At 64.8% G+C, this 6,738-nt stretch carries 8 protein-coding genes and 1 riboswitch; all 8 genes read left to right on the forward strand.

Translation table 11 applies throughout. The annotated features are described in order from the left end of the window. Position 1: 1 nt before the first annotated feature. On the forward strand, positions 2-1,642 hold the full coding sequence (gene groL / locus BM060_RS04980) for a chaperonin GroEL (protein ID WP_074977810.1): 1,641 nt from the start codon (positions 2-4) through the stop codon (positions 1,640-1,642). 289 nt (positions 1,643-1,931) lie between these two features. Further along, positions 1,932-1,995, forward strand: a riboswitch (Fluoride riboswitch). A 63-nt stretch (positions 1,996-2,058) separates the two neighbouring features. After that, positions 2,059-2,442, forward strand: a complete 384-nt coding sequence (gene crcB / locus BM060_RS04985; protein ID WP_074977812.1) for a fluoride efflux transporter CrcB — start codon at positions 2,059-2,061, stop codon at positions 2,440-2,442. Positions 2,443-2,614: 172 nt separating this feature from the next. Continuing rightward, the gene (locus BM060_RS04990; RefSeq protein WP_009617976.1) at positions 2,615-3,298 is read left to right on the forward strand and encodes a response regulator transcription factor; all 684 of its coding nucleotides are present in this window, start codon (positions 2,615-2,617) and stop codon (positions 3,296-3,298) included. Beyond that, positions 3,288-4,565 carry a sensor histidine kinase gene (locus BM060_RS04995; RefSeq protein ID WP_074977814.1) on the forward strand — a complete coding sequence of 426 codons (1,278 nt, stop codon included), beginning with the start codon at positions 3,288-3,290 and terminating at the stop codon, positions 4,563-4,565. Before BM060_RS04990 ends, BM060_RS04995 begins: the two co-directional genes overlap by 11 nt. Positions 4,566-4,644: 79 nt before the next feature. Next, a complete protein-coding gene (locus BM060_RS05000) occupies positions 4,645-5,316 on the forward strand; it encodes a class I SAM-dependent methyltransferase (protein ID WP_009617980.1) in 672 nt (223 codons plus the stop codon). A gap of 2 nt (positions 5,317-5,318) precedes the next feature. Next, positions 5,319-6,023, forward strand: a complete 705-nt coding sequence (locus BM060_RS05005) for a lipopolysaccharide kinase InaA family protein (RefSeq protein ID WP_074977817.1) — start codon at positions 5,319-5,321, stop codon at positions 6,021-6,023. Continuing rightward, on the forward strand, positions 6,020-6,250 hold the full coding sequence (locus tag BM060_RS05010) for a hypothetical protein (protein ID WP_009617982.1): 231 nt from the start codon (positions 6,020-6,022) through the stop codon (positions 6,248-6,250). Before BM060_RS05005 ends, BM060_RS05010 begins: the two co-directional genes overlap by 4 nt. Positions 6,251-6,505: 255 nt before the next feature. Then, a partial coding sequence (locus BM060_RS05015; RefSeq protein WP_143096584.1) for a DUF4372 domain-containing protein occupies positions 6,506-6,738 on the forward strand: 233 nt, incomplete at its 3' end.

Raw genomic sequence — 6,738 nt, forward strand, 5'->3', positions numbered from 1 at the left:
CATGGCTGCTAAAGAAGTCAAATTCGGCGATTCCGCTCGCAAGAAAATGCTGGTCGGCGTGAACGTGCTGGCCGATGCCGTCAAGGCCACCCTCGGCCCGAAAGGCCGTAACGTCGTCCTGGACAAGTCCTTCGGCGCACCGACCATCACCAAGGATGGCGTGTCCGTTGCCAAGGAAATCGAACTGAAGGACAAGTTCGAGAACATGGGCGCCCAACTGGTGAAAGACGTTGCCTCCAAGGCCAACGACGCCGCCGGTGACGGCACCACCACCGCCACCGTCCTGGCCCAGGCCATCGTCAACGAAGGCCTGAAGGCCGTTGCCGCCGGCATGAACCCGATGGACCTGAAGCGCGGCATCGACAAGGCCACCATCGCCATCGTCGCCCAGCTGAAAGACCTGGCCAAGCCGTGCACCGACTCCAAGGCCATCGCCCAGGTCGGCACCATCTCCGCCAACTCCGACGAATCCATCGGCCAGATCATCGCCGAAGCCATGGACAAGGTCGGTAAAGAAGGTGTCATCACCGTCGAAGAAGGCTCGGGCCTGGAAAACGAACTGTCCGTCGTAGAAGGCATGCAGTTCGACCGCGGCTACCTGTCGCCCTACTTCATCAACAAGCCGGACACCATGGTGGCCGAGCTGGAAAACCCGCTGCTGCTGCTGGTCGACAAGAAGATCTCCAACATCCGCGAAATGCTGCCGGTGCTGGAAGCCGTCGCCAAGGCCGGCCGTCCGCTGCTGATCGTCGCCGAGGACGTCGAGGGCGAAGCCCTGGCCACCCTGGTGGTCAACAACATGCGCGGTATCGTCAAGGTCGCCGCCGTCAAGGCCCCGGGCTTCGGCGATCGCCGCAAGGCCATGCTGCAGGACATCGCCGTCCTGACCGGCGGTACCGTCATCTCCGAAGAAGTCGGTCTGAGCCTGGAAGGTGCCACCCTGGAGCACCTGGGTAACGCCAAGCGCGTTTCCATCAACAAGGAAAACACCACCATCATCGACGGCGCCGGCGCCCAGGCCGACATCGAGGCCCGCGTCGCCCAGATCCGCAAGCAGGTCGAAGAGACCTCCTCGGACTACGACCGCGAGAAGCTGCAAGAGCGCCTGGCCAAGCTGGCCGGCGGTGTTGCCGTGATCAAGGTCGGCGCTGCCACCGAAGTCGAGATGAAAGAGAAGAAAGCCCGCGTCGAAGACGCCCTGCACGCTACCCGCGCTGCGGTGGAAGAGGGCGTGGTCCCCGGCGGTGGCGTGGCCCTGGTGCGCGCACTGCAGGCCATCGAAGGCCTGAAGGGCGACAACGAAGACCAGAACGTCGGCATCGCCCTGCTGCGCCGCGCCGTCGAATCCCCGCTGCGCCAGATCGTCGCCAACGCCGGTGACGAGCCGAGCGTGGTGGTCGACAAGGTCAAGCAAGGCTCCGGCAACTTCGGCTTCAACGCCGCTACCGGTGTCTACGGCGACATGATCGAGATGGGCATCCTGGACCCGGCCAAGGTCACCCGTTCGGCCCTGCAGGCCGCTGCCTCCATCGGCGGCCTGATGATCACCACCGAGGCCATGGTTGCCGAAGTGGTGGACGACAAGGCCGCTCCGGCCATGCCGGACATGGGTGGCATGGGTGGCATGGGCGGCATGATGTAAGAGCCTGTTTACGATCTCGCGAGCTAGAGCAGAACAAGGCGCAACGACCAACGGGAGTAACAGCCGAAGGCTGGCCCGAAGGGCGAGCGCAGCGAGTCAAAACAGGCGAGGGAAGCACCGGGCTCGCGTTCGAGTTTAGTCCGCTAAATGAGCATCACTCGTCTGTTTTTAACGCAGTTATGCCGACGCGCAGCAGATCGTAGATAGGTTCTTAGTCACCCGGCCCCAGGCTGAGAAAAAGCCCCGCTTCGGCGGGGCTTTTTCGTTTCCGGCCCTTTGTGCCAAGATGTGCCGCGCAGGAGATGGCATTCCTCCTTCAACCGCCCCCCGTGGCTGATGATGCCTACGCATTCACCTGGACCAGGCGCGTAGGCGTTCGCCTGCGGCCTGTCCGAAAGCCCCTCAAGGACAGGATCATGTGGAAACCCGTTCTCGCCATCGCCCTCGGCGCCGCCATCGGCGCGTTGCTGCGCTGGTACCTCGGCCTCAAGCTGAACAGCCTGATGCCCAACGTCCCTCCCGGCACCCTGGCCGCCAACCTGATCGGCGGCTACATCATCGGCGTCGCCGTCGCCTACTTCGCCAGCGCCCAGGGCATCGCCCCGGAGTGGCGGCTGCTGATCATCACCGGCTTCTGCGGCGGCCTGACCACCTTCTCGACCTTCTCCGCCGAGGTCGTCACCCTGCTGCAGGAAGGCCGCCTGGCCTGGGCCATGGGCGCGGTCGCCGTGCATGTCTGCGGCTCCCTGGCGATGACCCTGCTCGGCCTGTTCACCGGCAACTGGCTGATAGGCAGATGAACCGCCGCGGGGGCGCTGCGAGTTCGCCCCCGCGACTCTTCGCGACACCTCTCCCGCGATCCCCTTCACGCCCCGGCTGGCGCGGCCTGGCGCTTTGTGAAAAAAACGTCAAAGACGCTTAAGTTCCAATTAAGCGAGCTAGTCTAGGGTGCCCTGCAAAGCGGAGAGGAACATGCGGATTCTGTTGGTGGAAGACAACCGGGACATCCTGGCCAATATGGCGGATTACCTGGGGCTCAAGGGTTACACGGTGGATTGCGCGCAGGACGGCCTGTCCGGCCTGCACCTGGCGGCCACCGCGCACTACGACCTGATCGTCCTGGACGTGATGCTGCCCGGCCTGGACGGTTTCACCCTGTGCCGGCGCCTGCGCGAAGACGCGCGGCGCGACACCCCGGTGATCATGCTGACCGCCCGCGACCAACTGGATGACCGCCTGCAAGGCTTCCGCTCCGGCGCCGACGACTACCTGCTCAAGCCCTTCGCCCTGTCGGAGCTGGCCGCGCGCATCGAGGCGGTGCTGCGCCGGACCCAGGGCGGCGGCCGCCGCGAGCTGCAGGTGGCGGACCTGAGCTACAACCTCGACACCCTGGAAGTGAACCGCGCCGGCAAGGCGCTCAAGCTCAACCCCATCGGCCTCAAGCTGCTGGCCGTGCTGATGCAGAAGAGCCCCCACGTGGTGCGCCGCGACGTGCTCGAGGAGGCCGTCTGGGGCGACGACTGCCCGGACAGCGACAGCCTGCGCAGCCACGTCCATCAACTGCGCCAGGTGATCGACAAGCCTTTCGCCCTGCCGTTGCTGCACACCGTCCACGGTGTCGGCTACCGCCTGGCGGAGGAAACGAATGGAGTATAGGCAGAGCCTTTCCCGCCGGATCGTCTTTGCCTTCGTGTTCATGACCGCGCTGGTCGGCGGCCTGTTTTCGCTGAGCATCGTCGGCGTGGTGCACGTGGTCGAGGAACGCCTGATCTCCCGTGACCTGGGCGGCGAACTGGACCGCATCATCAACGAGGACCTGCACAGCGGCAGGGGCCCGCGGCTGGACCCGGGCATGCGCTTCTTCGTCAGCGATGGCGTCGGCATCTATGCCATGCCGCCGGCGCTGCGGCGCCTGGAGTCGGGCTTCCACGAAGTGTTCGACGGCGAGCTGTCGTTCCACGCGCTGGTGCGCGACACCGACGGCCGCCGCTACGTGCTGCTGCAGGACCAGAGCGATTTCGAGGCGCGCGAGCAGGTGCTGTACGCCGCCGTGGTGACCGGCTACGTGCTCAGCCTGGCGCTGGCCGGCCTGCTCGGCTGGCTGCTCTCGCGCAAGGTGATGGAGCCGGTGGTGCGCCTGGCGCGCCAGGTGCGCCACCGCGACCAGTTGCTGGACCTGGCGCCGCCGCTGGCGCCGGACTACGCCCACGACGAGGTCGGCGAACTGGCCGAGGCCTTCGACTATGCGATCGGCCAACTGCACCAGGTGCTGACCCGCGAGAAGCTGTTCACCAGCGACGTCAGCCACGAGCTGCGCACGCCGCTGATGGTGATCGCCACCAGCAGCGAGCTGCTTGCCGAGGAGCCGGGCCTGAGCCCGAAGGCGCGCACCCAGCTGGCGCGGATCACTACCGCCAGCGAGGAAATGCGCGACCTGGTACAGACCTTCCTGATGCTGGCGCGCTCGCGCACCAAGGAACTGGACATCGCCCCGCGGGCCGGCCTGCAGCGCATCGCCGACGACCTGGCCGGGCAATGGCGCGGGCCCATCGAGGCCAAGGGGCTGCAGCTGATCTACGAGGTGCGGGGAGTGCCGCCGGAGGAATACAACGCGGCTTTCCTGCGCTCGGTGATGAGCAACCTGTTGCGCAACGCCATGCACTACACGGACGCCGGACATATCCGCTTGCAATTGACCGACAGCGGTTTCGTCGTCGAGGACAGCGGTCAGGGCATCCCCGAGGAACAGCGCGAACGCATGTTCCAGCCCTTCGTCCGCGGCCCGCAACAGCGCGGCGAGGGCCTTGGCCTGGGCCTTTCGCTGGTGAAGCGGATCTGCGCGGCGGAAGGCTGGGAAGTCGGCCTCACGCCGGCGCAACCGCACGGATGCCGTTTCGAGGTTCGCCTGGTGGGCGAGCCTTGACGAATTTTTCACATGCGCATGACCGCATGGATACAGAATCACCCTTAGTTTCGTATAAAAAATGAGCAGGAACCCCATCATGAGCGACAAGCCCGTCGAGCTCGAGTTTTCCCAGAAATACGACCGTCAGCATGCCGAGCGCTACCTGCGCAAGCATCGCAGTGGGCTGTCCCGGAAACTTTCCCATTGGCGCGATGTCCAGATCGCCCGCCAGGCGCTCAAGCTGGCCGGCCAGCCGAACCTGGTGCTGGACCTGCCGTGCGGCGCCGGTCGCTTCTGGCCGATGTTGGCCGAGAAGGACAACCGGGTGATCATCGGCGCGGACAATTCCGCCGACATGATCGCCGTGGCCTGCGCCGGCCAGCCGGAGGAGGTTGTCAAACGCGTGCGACCTTTGCAGACTTCGGCGTTCGCCATCGATTTGCCGGACAACGCCGTCGACAGCATTTTCAGCATGCGCCTGATGCACCACATCGGTGAACCGAGCGACCGCATGACCATGCTGCGCGAGTTCCACCGCGTGACCCGCGACAGCGTGATCCTCTCGCTGTGGGTCGACGGCAACTTCAAGGCCTGGAAACGTCGTCGCGCCGAGGAAGGGCGCAAGAAGCACGCGTACCAGAACCGCTTCGTGATTCCTGCCCGCAGCATCGAGGAGGAGTTCCGCCAGGCCGGTTTCTCGGTGCAGGACCATATCGATTTCGTCCCGCTGGTGCACATGTGGCGGGTCTACATTCTGCGTAAGGAGTAATGATGGGCGCTGATTTGGCAGCTCTGCAGCGAATTTCCGGTGAAGATGCCATCGATCGCTGGTTGCAGATTCCCGGCAAATGGGTAGAGGAGCCGAATCGGCGGCGGGGCGGCGAAAGCGGGGTCCAGCGCGTGCTGACCGACGATGGCCGCCTGCTCTATCGCAAGCAGCAGGTCGGGCATATCTACCGCGACCTGCTGCACCCCTTCGGCTACCCGACCGCCATCCGCGAGCGCGATGCGCTGCAGGCCGCCGCGAGCCTGGGCGTCAAGGTGCCGACCCTGGTCTACGCCGGCTGCCGCAAGGTGGACGGCGAATGGCAGGCGCTGCTGGTCACCGAGTCGCTGGACGGCTATTCGAGCCTGGAAGACTGCTACGCCCGCGGCGACCACGAGCGCTGGGGCGAGGCCGTGCACCAGCGCATCCTGCAGCAGTACGGCAAGACCCTCGCCAGGCTCAACCTGGGCCGCTGGCAGCATGGCTGCCTGTACCTCAAGCATGTCTTCGTCAAGGTCGAGGGCGAGCAGATCGACGTCGCCCTGATCGACATGGAAAAAGCCCGCCAGCGCTTCAGCGCCCGCCGCGCGGCCCGCCACGACCTGCGCCAGGTGAAACGCCGTTCGTCGTGGACGGAAGCGCAGTGGCAAGCCTTTGTCTATGGTTACGAGGCGGCGTTTGGCAGCGCCATCAAAGGGTTGCAGACATGAAACTAGAAATCACACGAAGTTTGCTCCTCGTTGGCGCCTTGGGCGTGGCAACGCTGGCGGCGGCTGCCTGGCATGAGCCGGGTCCCGAGGTGATCGGCTCCCATGGCGAGCAGGCCAGCTGCCGTGTGCCGGCGAATGTGCAGGCCAAACAGGCGGCGCGGCCGGACCACGATCTGCTGTTGTTCCTCTTTGGCATGTCGCAGGGTGGTGTCAGCGCACCACGTTGAGCCCGCGATGGCGGGGAATTCCGGGCGTTAAGAAAAGAATGCCGTTTCTCTCCATGGGGGAAACGGCATTTTTCATATGGGATGAGGCTATCGCTTGTGAACCTTGGTCCCCTTGCACCCAGCCTGACCCCCGTCATTCCCGCGAACGCGCACTACTGTCCGGAATATTTATCGGGGAAAGTCTGGAGGGCTTGCGGGGGCTGAAGGCACGGGTTAAACCGTTGAGCGCCAACTCAACCTCACAGCCCCCGCAAGATGTTCAGGATAAGCCGTTTTCACGATGTTCTAAAAGCGCTACCTCGCGGCGTCTTCGATCGACTGGTCGCCGAACAAAACGCCGACAAGCACAGCAAGCGCTTTGGCAGTTGGGATCACCTGGTGGCCATGGTGTACGCCCACCTGGCAGGCGCGAGCAGCCTGCGTGCGCTTGAAACCAGCTTCAACAGCCACCCCCATCAGCACTATCACCTGGGTACGGGCCCGATCCG

The organism is Pseudomonas citronellolis (assembly GCF_900112375.1).
In the GTDB taxonomy this organism is placed as follows: Bacteria; Pseudomonadota; Gammaproteobacteria; order Pseudomonadales; family Pseudomonadaceae; genus Pseudomonas; species Pseudomonas citronellolis.

Coding starts and splice junctions, on each gene's coding strand:
- BM060_RS05010 (WP_009617982.1), top strand. CDS start 6,020: ATGAAACTAGAAATCACACGAAGTTTGCTCCTCGTTGGCGCCTTGGGC.
- crcB (WP_074977812.1), top strand. CDS start 2,059: ATGTGGAAACCCGTTCTCGCCATCGCCCTCGGCGCCGCCATCGGCGCG.
- BM060_RS05000 (WP_009617980.1), top strand. CDS start 4,645: ATGAGCGACAAGCCCGTCGAGCTCGAGTTTTCCCAGAAATACGACCGT.
- BM060_RS05005 (WP_074977817.1), top strand. CDS start 5,319: ATGGGCGCTGATTTGGCAGCTCTGCAGCGAATTTCCGGTGAAGATGCC.
- BM060_RS04995 (WP_074977814.1), top strand. CDS start 3,288: ATGGAGTATAGGCAGAGCCTTTCCCGCCGGATCGTCTTTGCCTTCGTG.
- groL (WP_074977810.1), top strand. CDS start 2: ATGGCTGCTAAAGAAGTCAAATTCGGCGATTCCGCTCGCAAGAAAATG.
- BM060_RS04990 (WP_009617976.1), top strand. CDS start 2,615: ATGCGGATTCTGTTGGTGGAAGACAACCGGGACATCCTGGCCAATATG.